Origin of the sequence: Streptomyces sp. SCSIO 75703, from assembly GCF_036607905.1 — a bacterium.
Classification (GTDB): Bacteria; Actinomycetota; Actinomycetes; order Streptomycetales; family Streptomycetaceae; genus Streptomyces.
Genome location: NZ_CP144555.1, coordinates 2,098,238 through 2,112,896, shown reverse-complemented (window position 1 = coordinate 2,112,896; position 14,659 = coordinate 2,098,238). Strand labels below are relative to the sequence as shown.

At 73.0% G+C, this 14,659-nt stretch carries 16 protein-coding genes; 12 read left to right on the top strand and 4 right to left on the bottom strand.

What is annotated here, in order from left to right; genetic code table 11:
- Nucleotides 1–68: 68 nt before the first annotated feature.
- The 6 genes from VM636_RS09075 to VM636_RS09050 all read left to right on the top strand — a co-directional run bounded on the left by VM636_RS09075 (nucleotide 69) and on the right by VM636_RS09050 (nucleotide 7,120).
- Nucleotides 69–1,871, top strand: a complete 1,803-nt coding sequence (locus tag VM636_RS09075; RefSeq protein ID WP_030421636.1) for an ABC transporter substrate-binding protein — start codon at nucleotides 69–71, stop codon at nucleotides 1,869–1,871.
- Nucleotides 1,872–2,018: 147 nt separating this feature from the next.
- Nucleotides 2,019–3,017: an ABC transporter permease gene (locus VM636_RS09070; RefSeq protein ID WP_030421637.1), complete on the top strand. Its 999-nt coding sequence runs from the start codon at nucleotides 2,019–2,021 to the stop codon at nucleotides 3,015–3,017.
- Nucleotides 3,014–4,111: an ABC transporter ATP-binding protein gene (locus VM636_RS09065; RefSeq protein ID WP_030421638.1), complete on the top strand. Its 1,098-nt coding sequence runs from the start codon at nucleotides 3,014–3,016 to the stop codon at nucleotides 4,109–4,111. Before VM636_RS09070 ends, VM636_RS09065 begins: the two co-directional genes overlap by 4 nt.
- Complete coding sequence (locus tag VM636_RS09060) at nucleotides 4,108–5,388, top strand: dipeptide ABC transporter ATP-binding protein (RefSeq protein ID WP_338484257.1); 1,281 nt, start codon at nucleotides 4,108–4,110, stop codon at nucleotides 5,386–5,388. Before VM636_RS09065 ends, VM636_RS09060 begins: the two co-directional genes overlap by 4 nt.
- 73 nt (nucleotides 5,389–5,461) lie before the next feature.
- Nucleotides 5,462–6,127, top strand: a complete 666-nt coding sequence (locus VM636_RS09055) for a trimeric intracellular cation channel family protein (RefSeq protein ID WP_030421640.1) — start codon at nucleotides 5,462–5,464, stop codon at nucleotides 6,125–6,127.
- Nucleotides 6,128–6,259: 132 nt separating this feature from the next.
- Nucleotides 6,260–7,120, top strand: coding sequence for a thioesterase family protein (locus VM636_RS09050; protein WP_030421641.1), 861 nt, complete (start codon nucleotides 6,260–6,262; stop codon nucleotides 7,118–7,120).
- 38 nt (nucleotides 7,121–7,158) lie between these two features.
- Here VM636_RS09050 and VM636_RS09045 read toward each other — a convergent pair whose 3' ends face one another.
- Nucleotides 7,159–7,839 carry a TetR family transcriptional regulator gene (locus VM636_RS09045; protein WP_030421642.1) on the bottom strand — a complete coding sequence of 227 codons (681 nt, stop codon included), beginning with the start codon at nucleotides 7,837–7,839 and terminating at the stop codon, nucleotides 7,159–7,161.
- Nucleotides 7,840–7,951: 112 nt separating this feature from the next.
- On the opposite strand from VM636_RS09045, the gene VM636_RS09040 reads away from it, so the two are divergent.
- From VM636_RS09040 to VM636_RS09030, 3 genes are all read left to right on the top strand, one after another.
- Entirely contained in the window at nucleotides 7,952–8,113 is a 162-nt protein-coding gene (locus VM636_RS09040) for a hypothetical protein (RefSeq protein WP_030421643.1), read from the top strand.
- Between the two features lie 61 nt (nucleotides 8,114–8,174).
- Complete coding sequence (locus tag VM636_RS09035; protein ID WP_030421644.1) at nucleotides 8,175–8,441, top strand: hypothetical protein; 267 nt, start codon at nucleotides 8,175–8,177, stop codon at nucleotides 8,439–8,441.
- A 67-nt stretch (nucleotides 8,442–8,508) separates the two neighbouring features.
- Nucleotides 8,509–9,678, top strand: a complete 1,170-nt coding sequence (locus VM636_RS09030) for a cysteine desulfurase family protein (protein ID WP_030421645.1) — start codon at nucleotides 8,509–8,511, stop codon at nucleotides 9,676–9,678.
- A gap of 38 nt (nucleotides 9,679–9,716) precedes the next feature.
- On the opposite strand, the gene VM636_RS09025 is transcribed toward VM636_RS09030, so the two are convergent.
- Nucleotides 9,717–10,436, bottom strand: a complete 720-nt coding sequence (locus VM636_RS09025) for an N-acetylmuramoyl-L-alanine amidase (RefSeq protein ID WP_338484256.1) — start codon at nucleotides 10,434–10,436, stop codon at nucleotides 9,717–9,719.
- Nucleotides 10,437–10,495: 59 nt separating this feature from the next.
- Between VM636_RS09025 and mnmA the strand changes: the two genes are divergently transcribed.
- Complete coding sequence (gene mnmA / locus VM636_RS09020; protein ID WP_030421647.1) at nucleotides 10,496–11,626, top strand: tRNA 2-thiouridine(34) synthase MnmA; 1,131 nt, start codon at nucleotides 10,496–10,498, stop codon at nucleotides 11,624–11,626.
- Between the two features lie 54 nt (nucleotides 11,627–11,680).
- Here the strand turns inward: mnmA and VM636_RS09015 are convergent, their stop codons facing one another.
- The gene (locus VM636_RS09015) at nucleotides 11,681–12,463 is read right to left on the bottom strand and encodes an alpha/beta hydrolase (RefSeq protein ID WP_053913617.1); all 783 of its coding nucleotides are present in this window, start codon (nucleotides 12,461–12,463) and stop codon (nucleotides 11,681–11,683) included.
- Nucleotides 12,464–12,501: 38 nt separating this feature from the next.
- Entirely contained in the window at nucleotides 12,502–12,825 is a 324-nt protein-coding gene (locus tag VM636_RS09010) for a DUF427 domain-containing protein (protein WP_030421649.1), read from the bottom strand.
- 104 nt (nucleotides 12,826–12,929) lie between these two features.
- On the opposite strand from VM636_RS09010, the gene VM636_RS09005 reads away from it, so the two are divergent.
- Nucleotides 12,930–13,469, top strand: coding sequence for a TIGR00730 family Rossman fold protein (locus tag VM636_RS09005; RefSeq protein WP_030421650.1), 540 nt, complete (start codon nucleotides 12,930–12,932; stop codon nucleotides 13,467–13,469).
- A 27-nt stretch (nucleotides 13,470–13,496) separates the two neighbouring features.
- Nucleotides 13,497–14,186, top strand: a complete 690-nt coding sequence (locus VM636_RS09000; protein WP_030421651.1) for an SDR family oxidoreductase — start codon at nucleotides 13,497–13,499, stop codon at nucleotides 14,184–14,186.
- Nucleotides 14,187–14,659 lie beyond the last annotated feature (473 nt).

Below are 14,659 nucleotides of genomic sequence, written 5' to 3'. Positions count from 1 at the left end.
TGCCGTACCGGCATGCGACCCGTGGCACCTGCACGGGGTCTCTCATCTAATCCGGAGGAACCGAGATCGTGACTACCCAACGCACCTCAGGGCGGCGCAAGCAGGCAGCGGCCGCTGCCGCAGTGGTCGCCGCGCTGCTGACCACGGCGGCGTGCGGCGGCGGCGGAGACGACAGCAGCGGCGGTGGCTCGAAGAGCAGCGCGGCGGCGGGCTTCGACGCGGCCAACAACAAGGTCGCCCAGGCCTCCGAGGCCAAGAAGGGCGGCACGCTGAAGTTCGCCAGCTCGCAGGACGCCGACTCGTGGGACACCACGCGCGGTTACTACGGCTTCATGTGGAACTTCTCGCGCTACTACAGCCGCCAGCTCGTCACGAACAAGGTCGAGCCGGGTGCGACGGGCGCCCAGGTCACCCCCGACCTCGCCACGGGTCTCGCCGAGGTCTCCGACGACGGCAAGACCTACACGTACACCCTGCGTGACGGCATCACCTGGGAGGACGGCGAGCCGATCACCTCCAAGGACGTCAAGTACGGCATCGAGCGGGTCTGGGCCCAGGACGTGCTGTCGGGCGGTCCGACGTACCTGAAGGAGGTGCTCGACCCCAAGGGCGAGTACCAGGGTCCGTACAAGGACAAGGACAAGGAAAAGCTCGGTCTCAAGGCCATCGAGACCCCGGACGACAAGACCATCGTCTTCAAGCTGCCGCAGGCCAACTCGGACTTCGAGTCGATGCTGGCGCTGACCTCGGCCTCCCCGGTCCGCCAGGACAAGGACACCAAGTCCAAGTACGGCCTGCGTCCGTTCTCCTCGGGCCCGTACAAGTTCGAGTCCTACAGCCCGGGCAAGGACCTCGTCCTGGTCCGCAACACGGAGTGGAAGCAGGACTCCGACCCGGTCCGCAAGGCGTACCCGGACAAGATCACGATCAAGTTCTTCTCCAACGCCAACGACCTGGACGCCCGCCTGATCGCCGGCGACTACGACCTGGACCTGGCCCAGACCGGCCTGTCCCCGCAGGGCCGCACCACCGCCCTGCAGGAGCACAAGGGCAACCTGGACAACCCGATCTCGGGTTACATCCGCTACGCGTCCTTCCCGCAGAACGTCAAGCCGTTCGACAACATCCACTGCCGCAAGGCCGTGATCTACGGCGCCGACCACGTCTCGCTGCAGACCGCGCGCGGCGGCCCGGTCGCCGGTGGCGACATCGGCACCAACATGCTGCCGCCGGCCGTCCCGGGCTCCGAGGGCCAGAAGTACGACCCGTACGACATCGCCGGTGCCAACAAGAACGGCAACGTCGAGAAGGCCAAGGAAGAGCTGAAGGCCTGCGGCAAGCCGAACGGCTTCAAGACCACCATCGCGGTCCGCAACAACAAGCCGGTCGAGGTCGCCACCGCCGAGTCGATGCAGGCGTCGCTCAAGAAGGTCGGCATCGACGTCGAGATCTCGCAGTACGACGGCTCGCAGTACGCCAGCGTCATCGGCAGCCCCGCCAACGTGGAGAAGAAGGGCTACGGCATCATCATCATGGGCTGGGGCCCGGACTTCCCGTCCGTCCAGGGCTACGGTCTGCCGCTGTGGCACAGCGACTACATCCTCGACAGCGCCAACAACAACTTCGCGCTGATCAAGGACAAGAAGATCGACGGTCTCTTCGCCGACTACGTCACCACCCTGGACGACGAGGGCAAGGCCAAGATCGCCACGGAGATCAACCACAAGGTCATGGAGGGCGGTTACTACCTGCCCTTCGTCTTCGAGAAGTTCCTCAACTGGCGCGGCAGCCGACTGGCGAACGTGTACACGACCGACGCTTACAGCGGTATGTACGACTTCGTCAACCTCGGCCTGAAGTCCACGAAGTAACCGGTCCACCCGCCGTACGGCACGAAAGGCAGGTGAAGGCCGGCGCGGCGTGATGGCGGGCCGCCGGAAGACCAGTCCCCCCACCGCTCACAAGGCGTGGGGGGAACTCCCCTCCGGCGGCCCGCGGTCCGCGGCGGGCCGTAAGCTGTGCTCGCTTACCTCATCAGGCGGCTGTTCGCCGCCGCAGTGATGCTCGTGGTCATCATCCTGGTGGTCTTCGGCATCTTCTTCCTCGTCCCCAAGTGGGCGGGCGTCGACATCGCCACGAGCTTCGTGGGCAAGCAGGCCGACCCCGCGGCCGTCGAGGGCGTGCGGCAGAAGCTGGGTCTGAGCGACCCGGTCTTCGTACAGGCGTGGGAGTTCTTCAAGGGGATCTTCCTCGGCCGTACCTACGCCGCCGGAGGCGACGTCACCGAGTGTGCCGCGCCCTGCTTCGGCTACTCCTTCCGTACCGAGCAGGCCGTCTGGCCGGTGCTGACCGAGCGTTTCCCGGTGACCCTGGGTCTCGCGCTCGGCGCCGCCGTGCTGTGGCTGATCTTCGGCCTCGCCGCGGGCGTGCTCTCCGCGCTCAAGCGGGGCAGCCTGTGGGACCGGGGCGCCATGGTCGTCGCCCTGGCGGGTGTCTCCCTCCCCATCTACTTCACCGGTCTGCTGAGCCTGGCGATCTTCTCCTACGGACTGGGCTGGCTCAACGGCGAGTTCGTCCCGCTGGAGACCAGTCTCACCGGCTGGCTCGGCGGCATGATCCTGCCCTGGATCACCCTGGCCTTCCTGTACGCCGCGATGTACGCCCGGATCACCCGGGCCACGATGATGGAGATCCTCGGCGAGGACTACATCCGCACCGCCCGTGCCAAGGGCCTCCGCGAGCAGGTCGTCATCCGCAAGCACGCCATGCGTTCCACGCTGACGCCGCTGCTGACCATGCTCGGCATGGACCTCGGCGCCCTCATGGGCGGCGCGATCCTGACCGAGACCACGTTCAGCCTCCCCGGCCTCGGCCAGAAGGTGCTGGACGCGATCAAGAACCAGGACCTGCCCTTCATCCTGGGCGTCGTCCTGATCACTTCCCTCGCGGTGCTCATCGCCAACCTCGTGGTGGACGTCCTGTACGCCGTGATCGACCCCCGAGTGAGGCTCGCATGACCGAACTCAGCAAGAGCCAGGCCGCCGTGGCGGAACCCGCCGGCACCTCGCCCGCGCCGAGTGCCTTCCTGGAAGTCCGCGACCTGAAGGTGCACTTCCCGACCGACGACGGCCTGGTCAAGTCCGTCGACGGACTCACCTTCACGCTGGAGAAGGGCAAGACCCTCGGCATCGTCGGCGAGTCCGGCTCCGGCAAGTCGGTGACCTCGCTCGGCATCATGGGCCTGCACACCGCCGGCCAGTACGGCAAGCGCAAGGCCCGGATATCCGGCGAGATCTGGCTGGACGGCACCGAACTGCTCTCCGCCGACCCCGACCACGTGCGCAAGCTGCGTGGCCGGCAGATGGCGATGATCTTCCAGGACCCGCTGTCCGCGCTGCACCCGTACTACACGATCGGCCAGCAGATCGTGGAGGCGTACCGCATCCACCACGACGTGGACAAGAAGACGGCCCGGCGCCGGGCCGTGGAGATGCTCGACCGCGTCGGCATCCCGCAGCCGGACAAGCGGGTGGACAACTACCCGCACGAGTTCTCCGGCGGTATGCGCCAGCGCGCGATGATCGCCATGTCGCTGGTCAACAACCCCGAACTGCTCATCGCGGACGAGCCGACGACCGCCCTGGACGTGACCGTCCAGGCGCAGATCCTCGACCTCATCCGCGATCTGCAGAAGGAGTTCGGCTCCGCGGTCATCGTCATCACCCACGACCTGGGCGTCGTCGCCGAACTGGCCGACGACCTCCTGGTGATGTACGGCGGGCGCTGCGTCGAGCGGGGACCGTCCGAGAAGGTGTTCTACCAGCCCCGCCACCCCTACACCTGGGGACTGCTGGGCTCGATGCCGCGCCTCGACCGCGACCAGCAGGAACGCCTGATCCCGGTCAAGGGCTCCCCGCCCTCCCTGATCAACCTCCCGTCCGGCTGCGCCTTCAACCCGCGCTGCCCGTACGCCGACGTGCCGAAGGACGACATCACCCGCACGGTCCGCCCGGAGCTGTCCGAGGTCGGCAGCAACCACTGGGCCGCCTGCCACATGTCGCAGGAGCAGCGGGAGCGTATCTGGACCGAAGAGATTGCGCCGAAGCTGTGAGTGACAAGGCAGAGGACCAAGCGGTGACCACCCCCGCCACGAGCGGCGCCACCCTCACGAAGGGCGCCGCACCCGGCGAGATCCTGCTGAAGGTGACCGGGCTGCAGAAGCACTTCCCCATCAAGAAGGGGCTGCTGCAACGGCAGGTCGGCGCGGTGCGCGCGGTCGACGGCATCGACTTCGAGGTCAGGGCCGGCGAGACCCTGGGCGTCGTGGGCGAGTCGGGCTGCGGCAAGTCGACCATGGGCCGGCTGATCACCCGGCTGCTGGAGCCGACCGCGGGCTCGATCGAGTTCGAGGGCAAGGACATCACCCACCTCGGGGTCGGCGGGATGCGCCCGCTGCGCCGCGACGTGCAGATGATCTTCCAGGACCCGTACTCCTCGCTGAACCCGCGCCACACCATCGGCACCATCGTCAGCGCCCCCTTCAAGCTCCAGGGCGTCGAGCCCGAGGGCGGCGTCAAGAAGGAGGTGCAGCGGCTGCTGTCGGTGGTCGGGCTCAACCCCGAGCACTACAACCGCTACCCGCACGAGTTCTCCGGCGGCCAGCGCCAGCGCATCGGCATCGCCCGCGCGCTCGCGCTCAACCCGAAGCTGGTCGTGGCCGACGAGCCGGTCTCCGCGCTCGACGTGTCCATCCAGGCCCAGGTGGTCAACCTGCTGGACGACCTCCAGACGGAACTGGGCCTGACGTACGTGATCATCGCGCACGACCTGTCCGTGGTGCGGCACGTCTCGGACCGGATCGCGGTGATGTACCTCGGCAAGATCATGGAGCTGGCCGACCGCGACCAGCTCTACAAGTCGCCGATGCACCCGTACACCAAGGCGCTGCTGTCCGCGGTGCCCGTGCCGGACCCCTCGCGCAAGTCGGCCCGGAGCGAACGCATCCTGCTCCAGGGCGACGTGCCCTCGCCGATCTCGCCGCCGAGCGGCTGCCGCTTCCACACCCGGTGCTGGAAGGCGACGCAGATCTGCACCACCACCGAGCCGCCGCTGAAGGAGCTGCGGCCCGGCCAGCGGGTGGCCTGCCACCACCCGGAGAACTTCGCCGACCAGGCGCCGCAGGACGTGGTGCTGCTCTCCGCCGCCAAGGAGGCGGCCGAGGGCGTGGCCGACGAGGTGCTGGCCGAGTCGGCGGCCACCTCGGCGGCGGTCGCCGCGGAGGTCGAGGCCACCGCGGCCGACGACGCCTCCGACGGGTCCGCCCCCGCCGACGGGGCGAAGGACGGCGCCGCCGACGGGGCGAAGGACGGCGCCCCCGGGGAGAAGTGAGCGACCTCTCACCGTCGAACCCCCGGCCTTAGCACATACGGCCGGGGGTTCGGCGTCGCGGGAGAATGTCCCGGTGTACGAGCAACTCTTCAGCCCCACCGTCCAGCACACGCTCGACCTGATCGGCATCTTCGTCTTCGCCATCTCCGGCGCGCTGCTGGCCGTCCGCAAGAACTTCGACGTCTTCGGCATCGCCGTCCTCGCCGAGGTCACCGCGCTGGGCGGCGGGCTCTTCCGGGACCTGGTGATCGGGGCCGTGCCGCCCGCGGCCTTCACCGACCTCGGGTACTTCCTCACCCCGCTCCTCGCCACCCTGCTGGTCTTCTTCCTGCACCCGCACGTGGAGCGCATCCAGACCGGCGTGAACGTCTTCGACGCGGCCGGCCTCGGACTGTTCTGCGTCGCCGGCACCGCCAAGGCGTACGACTACGGGCTGGGCCTGACCGCGTCCGCCTGCCTGGGCCTCGCCACCGCGGTCGGCGGCGGCGTGCTGCGCGACGTGCTCGCCAACGAGGTGCCCTCGCTGCTGCGCTGGGACCGCGACCTGTACGCGGTCCCGGCCATCGTCGGCGCCGCCATGGTCGCCCTGTGCATCCGCTTCGAGGCGCTGAACCCGCTCACCAGCGCCCTCGCCGTCATCACCGCCTTCGCCCTGCGGCTGCTCGCGCTGCGCTACCACTGGCGGGCGCCCCGCGCCTGGAACCGCAGGTCGACGGCGGTGGAGGGCGACGGCGACTGAACCGCCCGGGGCCGGCTCCGCCGGACCGGTCCCGGGGCCCCGAAGCGGCACCCCCGGTGGCCCCGAAGCGGCCCGCGGGCGCTCTCGATACCAAAGCTACCGCTTAGTATTTTCCTGTTGTACGGTGCAGCCATGCCAGAAGCAGCCTCCGCACCGGATGTGCGGGCCACCATCGGCGCCAGCGAGTTCGACCGCGACACCGCCGTCACCCGACGGGCCCCCGGCGTCTACGACACCGACCTCTCCGCCGGCTGGACCATCGTCAACGCCGTCAACGGCGGCTACCTGCTGGCCGTCCTGGGCCGCGCCCTCGCCGACGCCCTGCCGCACCCCGACCCCTTCACCGTCTCCGCGCACTACCTCACCGCGTCCCGGCCCGGACCCGCCGTGGTGCGCACCGAGACCGTGCGCACCGGCCGCACCCTCTCCACCGGACAGGCGTCCCTCGTCCAGTACGACGACCACGGCGAGGAGGTCGAGCGCATCCGCGTCCTCGCCTCCTACGGCGATCTGGGCGACCTCCCCGACGACGTCCGCACCTCCGCCGAGCCGCCGGAGCTGCCGCCGCTCGCGCGCTGTCTGGGCCCCGACGACGGCCCCGCCCCGGTCGAGGGCGGTTCGGCCATCGCCGACCGGCTGATGCTCAAGCTGGACCCGGCCACGCTGGGCTGGGCGCTCGGGCAGCCCTCCGGCAAGGGCGAGATGCGGGCCTGGTTCGGGCTGGCCGACGGGCGGGACGCCGACCCGCTCTCGCTGCTCCTCGCGGTGGACGCGCTGCCGCCGACCGCCTTCGAGCTGGGGCTCACCGGCTGGGTGCCCACGGTCGAGCTGACCGCGCACGTCCGCGCCCGTCCGGCGCCGGGTCCGCTGCGCGTCTCCATCACCACCCGCAACCTCGCCGGCGGCTTCCTGGAGGAGGACGCGGAGGTCTGGGACAGCGCCGACCGGCTGGTGGCCCAGTCCCGCCAGCTCGCCCGGGTCCGGCTCGGCTGAGCCGGGGGCGCCGGCCGCGGGGACCGGCCGGCGCCCGCTCAGTCCAGCCAGTGGCGGCGGCCGATGCCGATCAGCCGCATCCGGCGGGCCGCCGTCTCGGCGGCCCGCCGGTACCGTTCCGGGGCGTCCGGGGCGTTCGAAGTCGCCGGGGCCTCCGCGCCGTCCTCCGCGCCGTCCTCCGCCTCCCGGGCCTCCAGGAAGAGCGAGGCGATGGCCAGCATCTGGTCGACGTAGAGACCGGCCAGCATCGCCAGGTCCTCCCCGCTCCACCCCGCCGACTCCGCGTCCCGGGCCAGCTCGGCCGCCACCTCCCCGGCGAAGCGGGCCAGTCGCTCCCGGATCGCCTCCCGCACCGGCCGCACCCCACCGTGCCGCTCCCGCGCCACGAACCGCACGTGCGCCGGGTGCGCCGCCACATGGCCGGCCACCAGCGCGACCGCCCGCGTGATCCGTTCCTCCCCGTCCGCCGCCGGCGACAGCGTCGAGCGGATCAGCGGACCCAGACCGCCCAGCGCCTCCTCCACCAGGGCCACGCCGAGATCGGCCGTGGAGGCGAAGTGCCGGTAGAAGGCGGTCGGCGCGACGCCCGCCGCCCGGGTGACCTCCCGCAGGCCCAGACCGCTCAGGCTCTGTTCCTCCAGCAGGCCGAGCGCCGCCGCCAGGAGCGCCTCGCGGGTCCGCTGCTTTTGGGCCTGCCGGGTGACGGGCGTGTGGCTCATGCCATGCAGTCAACAACCGTTCTCCGGAAGGGGAAAGTCGTCCCCGGCGTTAGACTGGGTAGTCAGTGAACAACTGTTACGCGAACCGTTCACCGGAAAGGGGACCCGCGCCGTGCTGTTCCTCGTCGTCGCGCTCCTGCTCCTCGGCGTCGTGCTGGGCACCGTCGCCCACGCGCCGCTCGCCCTCTCCGCCGCCGGCGCTCTGGCCGTCGCCGTCTGGCTGGTCGCCTTCGCGGTCCGCGAGCGGCACGGCCGCGACCGCTCCGCCCACTGACCGCCCACCGACCGCCCGCGGGGCCCGGCACCGGGCCCCGCCCACCGCCAGGGAGAACCCCATGCGGCTCACCGCACCGGCCGGATCGCCCACCGGCGTCCGGGACGCCGACGGCATGGCCGTCGCCTCCTTCGTCCTCGGCCTCCTCGGCCTGCTCGTGCTCAACGTCGTCCTCGGCCCGCTCGCCATCGCGCTGGCCGGCGTCGCCCTGGCGCGGGGCACCGCCCGGCGCGGCCGGGCGCTGCTCGGCCTCGGCCTGGGCATCGCCGACCTGCTGGTGCTCGCCGCCGTCACGGCCGCGGACCACACCCTCTCGTGGAGTCTGTGAGCCGGCGGCCGAGAGTGCGCCCTCGGCCCCGGGCCATGACGGCGTGCCCCGTAGAATCGGGGTCACCATGGCTTACCTCGACCACGCCGCGACCACGCCGATGCTTCCCGAGGCCGTCGAGGCACTCACCGCGCAGGTGGGCGTCACCGGCAACGCCTCCTCCCTCCACGCGTCCGGCCGCCGTGCCCGGCGCACCGTCGAGGAGGCCCGCGAGACCCTCGCCGACGCCCTCGGCGCCCGCCCCAGCGAGGTCGTCCTCACCTCCGGCGGCACCGAGGCCGACAACCTCGCCGTCAAGGGCCTGTACTGGTCCCGCCGCGACGCCGACCCGGCACGCACCCGCGTGCTGGCCAGCCCCGTCGAGCACCACGCCGTGCTGGACGCGGTGGACTGGCTCGGCGAGCACGAGGGCGCCACCGTCGAGTACCTGCCCGTCGACTCCCACGGCCGGGTCCACCCCGAGGCGCTGCGCGAGGCCATCGCCCGTGACCCCGGCGACGTCGCCCTGGCCACCGTCATGTGGGCCAACAACGAGATCGGCACCCTCATGCCGGTGCGCGAACTCGCCGAGGTGGCCGCCGAGTTCGGGGTGCCGCTGCACGCCGACGCGGTCCAGGCGGTGGGCCAGGTCCCGGTCGGCTTCGCCGATTCCGGGCTCGCCGCGATGACCGTCTCCAGCCACAAGATCGGCGGTCCCTACGGCATCGGCGCCCTGCTGCTGGGCCGCGCCCACGCCCCCGTCCCCGTGCTGCACGGCGGCGGCCAGGAGCGCCACGTCCGCTCCGGCACCCTCGACGTCCCCGCCGTCGCCTCCTTCGCGGTCGCCGCCCGCCTCGCCACCGAGCGGCGCGCGTGGTTCGCCCGCGAGATCGGCGCCCTGCGCGACGACCTGGTCGAGGCGGTGCGCACCGCGGTGCCCGACGCGATCCTCGGCGGCGATCCGGCGCCGGACGGCCGGCTGCCCGCCAACGCCCACTTCACCTTCCCCGGCTGCGAGGGCGACTCCCTGCTGCTCCTGCTCGACGCCCAGGGCATCGAGTGTTCCACCGGCTCCGCCTGCACCGCCGGTGTCGCCCAGCCCAGCCACGTCCTGCTGGCCACCGGCACCGATCCGGCGCTGGCCCGCGGCACCCTGCGCTTCTCCCTCGGCCACACCTCCACCGCGGCCGACGTCGAGGCGGTCGGCAAGGCCATCGGCCCGGCCGTGGAACGGGCCCGCGCGGCGGGACTGACGTAGCGGGGACCACCCCACCGGGCGGTCCCGGAACAGCACACCTAGACGCCCGTGCCGCCCGGCGTCGGGCCGGGGGTGGTGGCCGGCGCGTCCGAGGGGGCGCTCGTGGCCGCCCGCCGGACCAGCCCCAGGTACCGGTCCCAGTCCCAGTGCGGGCCGGGATCGGTGTGGTCGGTGCCCGGCACCTCCACGTGGCCGATCACGTGCTCGCGGTCCACGGGTATCGCGTACCGCGCGCAGATCCCCGCGGTCAGCCGCGCCGAGGACGCGTACATCGCGTCGGTGAAGTCCCGCGGCCGGTCCACGAACCCCTCGTGCTCGATGCCGACACTGCGCTCGTTGTAGGCGCGGTTGCCCGCGTGGAAGGCCACGTCCAGCTCGCGGATCATCTGCGTGACCCGGCCGTCCTGGCCCACGATGTAGTGCGTGGCCGCCTGGTGCGCGGGGTCCTGGAAGGCCCGCACCGCGCCCGCGAGACTGCCCTGGGTGACGTGCACGATCACCATGTCGATGCGGTAGTCGTCGGGCCGGTCCGCGCGCCGCCAGTTGGCCTCCGAGGCGGCCACCCACCGGGCGCCCCGGTCGTCCACGGCGCCCTCCTCCCGGGGCTTGGCGACGCCCGGCACGCGCCACCCCAGCCGGGCGAGCCGCTCGCGTGCGAGCACCGCCGTGCCCACCACCGCCGCCGTCCCGCCCACGAGCAGCGCGCGCCGCCCCATCCGCCGGTCCGTGTCCCCGGACGTGCTCTTCTCGGCCCCCATGCGTCGTGAACGGATACGCGCGCGCCCCGGTTCCCGCGCCCCCGTACCCTTGAGGGGCTATGACTGACATCCCGCAGCGCACCCGTCCCCTGCGCGTCCTCGCCGCCATGTCGGGCGGCGTCGACTCCGCCGTCGCCGCCGCCCGCGCCGCCGAGGCCGGACACGACGTGACCGGTGTCCACCTCGCGCTCTCCGCCAACCCGCAGTCCTTCCGCACCGGAGCGCGCGGCTGCTGCACCATCGAGGACTCGCGGGACGCCCGCCGCGCCGCGGACGTCATCGGCATCCCCTTCTACGTGTGGGACCTCGCCGACCGCTTCCGCGAGGACGTCGTCGAGGACTTCGTCGCCGAGTACGAGGCCGGCCGCACCCCCAACCCGTGCCTGCGCTGCAACGAGAAGATCAAGTTCGCCGCGCTGCTGGACAAGGCCCTCGCGCTCGGCTTCGACGCCGTCTGCACCGGCCACTACGCGAAGGTCCTGGTCCGCCCCGACGGCACCCGGGAACTGCACCGCGCCGCCGACCTCGCCAAGGACCAGTCCTACGTCCTCGGGGTGCTCGACGACCGGCAGCTCGCCCACGCCCTGTTCCCGCTCGGCGACACGCTCACCACCAAGGACGAGATCCGCGCCGAGGCCGAGCGGCGGGGCCTCGCCGTCGCCAGGAAGCCCGACTCGCACGACATCTGCTTCATCGCCGACGGCGACACGCAGGGCTTCCTCGCCGACCGCCTGGGCAAGGCCGAGGGCGCCATCGTCGACGAGTCCGGCGCGCGGGTCGGCACCCACGAGGGCGCGTACGGCTTCACCATCGGCCAGCGCAAGGGCCTGCGCCTCGGCACCCCCGCCCCCGACGGCAAGCCGCGCTACGTGCTGGACATCTCCCCGGTCACCAACACCGTGACGGTCGGACCGGCCGCCTCCCTCGACGTCGGCGGACTTCGCGCCGTCAAGCCCCGCTGGTGCGGCACCGCCCCCTCGGGCCCCGGCACCTACACCGCCCAGCTCCGCGCCCACGGCGGCGAGTGCGAGGTCCGCGCCGAACCGGTCGACGGCGCCCTGGAGGTGACCTTCGCCGAGCCCGTCCGCGGCGTCGCCCCGGGCCAGGCGATCGTGCTGTACGACGGCACCCGCGTGGTCGGTTCGGCGACGATCGCCTCCACCAGGCGCGCGACGGCCGGGGTGTCCTGAGCGCGGGGACGCGGCGGGCGCCTCACCCGGGGCCCGCCCCGCCCCGCGCCCGCCTCACCCCGCCGTGAAGAACTCCGCCAGCACCGGCGCCAGCACCTCCGGCTCCACCAGGTGGGTCTGGCCCGCCAGCACGCGGTACGCGCCGTCCGGCACGGCCTCCGCGACCGCCCCCGCGGCCTCGCGCAGCCACGCCGGGCTCGCGTCGCCCGCGACCGACAGCACCGGCACCCGCACCGAGGCCAGCAGCGCGCGCGGGACGCTCCCGTCGCCCATCACCGCGTCGTCGTAGGCGAGGCTCGCGGCGAGGGACTCCATCCCGGACCACAGCGGCGACTGCCGGGCGCCCTCGATCACCGCCTCGCCGAGGCCGGTCAGCCGCAGGAACAGCTCCACCGCGTCCCCGCGCCGGCCCTCCGCCAGCGCCCCGGTCAGCCGCGCCGTGTATTCCGCGCGGCCCCGCAGCGCCTCGTCGGCGAGCGCGTACGGCACCTCGTAGACGGCGGCCCGGCGCACCGGCAGCCCGGCCGCGAGCGCGCGCAGCACCAGCGCGCCGCCCGAGGAGACGCCGTACAGGCACGCCCCCTCGCCCGCCTCGGCGACGACCGCCGCCAGGTCCTCGATCTCGCGCTCCACCGCGTAGGGCGGGGTGTCGCCGCTCGCGCCGCGGCCCCGGCGGTCGTACACCGTGACCGCGAAGCGCTCCGCCAGCGCCGCGGCCAGGGAGGCCACCGTGGCCCCGGTCGACATCGCGCCGCTGACCAGGACGACGGCGGGGCCCCGGCCGGTGCGCTCCAGGGCGAGGGGGGTGCCGTCGCGTGAAAGCGTCATGGTGTCCATGGCTGTGCAGACTGCCCTACCGTGCCCGGTTCATCCCCTCACGACACCTCCGGCTCGTAGAAGCAGAGGTGGTCGCGGATCTCCGCCACGCCGGGCTTCGGGTCCGGGTAGGCCCAGACCAGATCCGGGGCGCCGGGCAGCGACCAGTAGGAGGCGGTGCCCTTGAACGGGCAGTACGTGTGCGTGCCGGACGGCGCCAGCAGGTCGAGCCGGACGTCCCCGGGCGGCAGGTAGTACCGGTCCGGGCACCCCGTCTCCCGCAGCACCAGCGCGTCGTCGCTCTCGGCCAGCAGCAGTTCGCCGTGGCGCACGCGCACGTGCCGGCCGCTGGGACCGACCGTGATGCGGTGTCCCTCGGTCATGATCGTCCTCCTCGGGCCGTGGTGCCGGTCACTCGGGTGCCGGTCACTCCAGGGTGCCCGCGGGCGGTCTTCTTCCGCCAGGGGTGGCCCCGTACCGTTGGGCCATGAACATCTGCGTCTTCCTCTCCGCCGCCGACCTCGACGCGCGCTACACCCGTCCGGCGAAGGAGTTCGCCACCCTGATCGGCAAGGGCGGGCACGCGCTCGTGTGGGGCGGTTCGGACACCGGCCTGATGAAGGTCGTGGCCGACGGGGTCCAGGAGGCCGGCGGCCGGATCATCGGGGTCTCGGTGGGCTTCCTCGCCGCGAAGGCCCGTGCGGGCGCCGACGAGATGGTGATCGCCGCCGACCTCGCCGAGCGCAAGCGGCTGCTCCTGGAGAAGGCCGACGCCGTCGTCATCATGGTGGGCGGTACCGGCACCCTGGACGAGGCGACCGAGATCCTGGAGCTGAAGAAGCACGGCCACACCGACAAGCCGGTCGTCCTGCTCAACACGGAGGGCTTCTACGACGGGCTGCGCACCCAGTTCCGCCGCATGGAGGACGAGGGCTTCCTGCCGCGCCCCCTGACCGATCTGGTGTTCTTCGCCGAGGAGCCGGCCGGCGCGCTCGCCTACCTGGAGGAGAGCCGCGGCGTGGTCTGAGCCGGCCGGGGTGCGAGCATGGCGGGCATGGCTACACATGTGATCACCGGAGCGGGCTCGGGCATCGGCGCGGCCGTCGCCCGCCGCCTGCACGAGCGCGGCGACGAGATCGTGCTGCACGCGCGGGACGCGGGCCGCGCGAGGGAACTGGCGGCCGCCTACCCGGGCGCGCGGACCCTGGTCGGGGACCTCGCCGAGCCGGACCGGCTCTCCTGGGCCCTGTCCCACCAGTCGCCGCCCGACCGGGTCGACTCGCTGCTGCACATCGCCGGGGTCGTCGACCTCGGCCCGGTCGGGGAACTGACCCCGAAGACCTGGCACCACCAGCTCGACGTCAACCTGGTCGCCCCCGCCGAGCTGACCCGGCTCCTGTTGCCCCAGGTGCGCGCCGCCCAGGGACACGTGGTCTTCGTCAACTCCGGCTCGGGACTGCGCGCCCACGCCGGCTGGGCCGCGTACGCCGCCTCCAAGCACGGGCTGAAGGCCCTCGCGGACGCGCTGCGCCACGAGGAGCACGCCCACGGGGTCCGCGTCACCTCCGTCTACCCCGGCCGCACCGCCAGCCCCATGCAGGCCAAGGTGCACCGCCAGCAGGGCGAGGAGTACGACCCGGCGCGCTGGATCGACCCCGAGTCGGTCGCCACGACCATCCTCATGGCGCTCGACCTGCCGAGGGACGCGGAGGTCAACGACCTGACGGTACGCCCGGGACGGTGACGGTGGCCCAGCCGGGGCGTCGGCGGGGCCGTGCGGAGTCGGCCCTGCCCGGGCCCCGGCGGGGGCGGGTGCGGTGACGGCGGACCCGCCCGGACCCGGCGGGGGCGGGGATGGGGGACCGGGGCTCGGTGCGGGCCCCGGGGGCGGCCGGGGCGGGAGGCCGGCCCCCGGTGGCGGCCGGGACGGTGACGGCGGCCTCGTCCGGGCTCCCGCGGGCGCCGGGACCGGGGACGGCGGCCCGGGGCCGAGCCCGGCGGAGGGCGGAGCGAGCGGCGGCGCCCGGTCCGGTCGCGGTGGCGGCCGGGGCCGTGGGCGGGCCCTGTCCGGGCATCGGCGGCGAGCGCCGCGGGAGGTGGCGGCGCGGTCCGGGCCCCGGCGGAGGCCGGTGCGGTGGCGGCGGCCTCCTCCGGCCGGCGGGGGCCGGGACGCGGGCCGGGGACGAGTGGGCCCCGTGCTTCGTGCCCCGGTGCGGC

Coding starts and splice junctions, on each gene's coding strand:
- VM636_RS09005 (WP_030421650.1), top strand. CDS start 12,930: ATGAACATCTGCGTCTTCCTCTCCGCCGCCGACCTCGACGCGCGCTAC.
- VM636_RS09000 (WP_030421651.1), top strand. CDS start 13,497: ATGGCTACACATGTGATCACCGGAGCGGGCTCGGGCATCGGCGCGGCC.
- VM636_RS09015 (WP_053913617.1), bottom strand. CDS start 12,463: ATGGACACCATGACGCTTTCACGCGACGGCACCCCCCTCGCCCTGGAG.
- VM636_RS09035 (WP_030421644.1), top strand. CDS start 8,175: ATGCGGCTCACCGCACCGGCCGGATCGCCCACCGGCGTCCGGGACGCC.
- VM636_RS09045 (WP_030421642.1), bottom strand. CDS start 7,839: ATGAGCCACACGCCCGTCACCCGGCAGGCCCAAAAGCAGCGGACCCGC.
- mnmA (WP_030421647.1), top strand. CDS start 10,496: ATGACTGACATCCCGCAGCGCACCCGTCCCCTGCGCGTCCTCGCCGCC.
- VM636_RS09010 (WP_030421649.1), bottom strand. CDS start 12,825: ATGACCGAGGGACACCGCATCACGGTCGGTCCCAGCGGCCGGCACGTG.
- VM636_RS09025 (WP_338484256.1), bottom strand. CDS start 10,436: ATGGGGGCCGAGAAGAGCACGTCCGGGGACACGGACCGGCGGATGGGG.
- VM636_RS09050 (WP_030421641.1), top strand. CDS start 6,260: ATGCCAGAAGCAGCCTCCGCACCGGATGTGCGGGCCACCATCGGCGCC.
- VM636_RS09030 (WP_030421645.1), top strand. CDS start 8,509: ATGGCTTACCTCGACCACGCCGCGACCACGCCGATGCTTCCCGAGGCC.
- VM636_RS09065 (WP_030421638.1), top strand. CDS start 3,014: ATGACCGAACTCAGCAAGAGCCAGGCCGCCGTGGCGGAACCCGCCGGC.